Annotated in this window: 2 protein-coding genes; both read right to left on the bottom strand. The window is 47.2% G+C overall.

Going from position 1 to position 1,276, the window contains the following annotated elements; genetic code table 11:
• The coding region (locus R8269_RS24780) for a YegS/Rv2252/BmrU family lipid kinase (protein WP_318222852.1) at positions 1-567 on the bottom strand (567 nt) is incomplete at its 3' end.
• Between the two features lie 9 nt (positions 568-576).
• Positions 577-1,276: LysR substrate-binding domain-containing protein (locus R8269_RS24785; protein ID WP_318222853.1), on the bottom strand; the 700-nt coding region annotated here is incomplete at its 5' end.

The raw sequence follows: 1,276 nt of genomic DNA on the forward strand, positions 1-1,276 counted from the left end.
CATTTCGCCATCGTAACGGCCCCCTTCGATAATGATGCTGCCATCATAAGGTTTGAAGCCGAGCGCCTTCACAACGCCAGTCAGTGTGTAAGCCCCACCACCGAGAAAGTTTTTTAACTCAACAGGCGTTTCTGCCGTCACTTCTGCGCCAAAACCTGCCGCCGCAACATTGATAAAGCAACGATCGTTCGCCTTAACGCAATCAACAGACAGCGCTTGCCCTTCCACTGCCAAGGTTAATGCATCAGCAATCGAATCTGGAATATGATTCGCGGTCGCAAAATCATTGGCCGTACCAAGCGGAATAATGGCAAGTTCAGGGCGACTTTCATGATCAATGTGGATAAGTGCCGAAGCAGCCTCATTGACAGTGCCATCGCCACCCGCAACAACAATACGCTCAATACCATCCGTTACCGCTTCTTTCACGAGACGCGGCATATCTTGCGATTCCCAAGTGACGCGAACTTGCACATCTACGCCCTTGTCTCTCATTTTCATGATGGCGTCTCTTAGCTCAGGATTACCGGCTTTTTTGCCGTTTAGAATCGCTCGTATTGTCTTCATATGGACTTCCTATTTCTTGATGACTTTCCCTGCGTGTTTGATTTGCGCGCGCAACCACTGATGAGCACTTTCATTAGTGCGACTAGGGTGCCAAATGGTGCAAAGATCGTAAGTTGTTACATCAAATGGAAACGGCAGTGCTTTCACATGATAGGTATTACTGAACAACTTAATCATCGATTCTGGCATCAAACCAATGTATTCGCTACCGCAGATAACCGGCAACATTTCCAGTGCTCCTGCGGCTTGATACATGATTTTGCGTTTGTCCAAATCAACAATATCTTCTGCACTCAGCATGCTTTTTCGGCTTTGCCACTGCGATACTGCAACGTGTTCTTCTTCAAAAAACTGCTCTTGAGAAATACTCTCAGCGATGCGAGGGTGATCTTTGTTACACACCACCATCAAACGCTCAGTGATCACGGGTTCAACTTTCAAGACCGTTCTCCCGCGTGGTGCTAAATCGATAATCAAATCATAACGTTGTAAGCGTAGATCACTTTCGTAATCCTCAGTAAACAGCGGGTGCACTTCCAAAGCGATATTCGGCGCTAACTCGTGAATCTGCTTCATCAACTGTGGCAGCAACTCGTAGCTTAAAATCGACACGCAAGCGATAGAGAAAATGCGATTGGAAACTTTAGGATCAAACTCAACCGATGCCGACAGCGTCGAGGTAAAGTTCTTTATCGCCGCAACCATGGCC

Source organism: Vibrio sp. Vb0667, assembly GCF_033391095.1.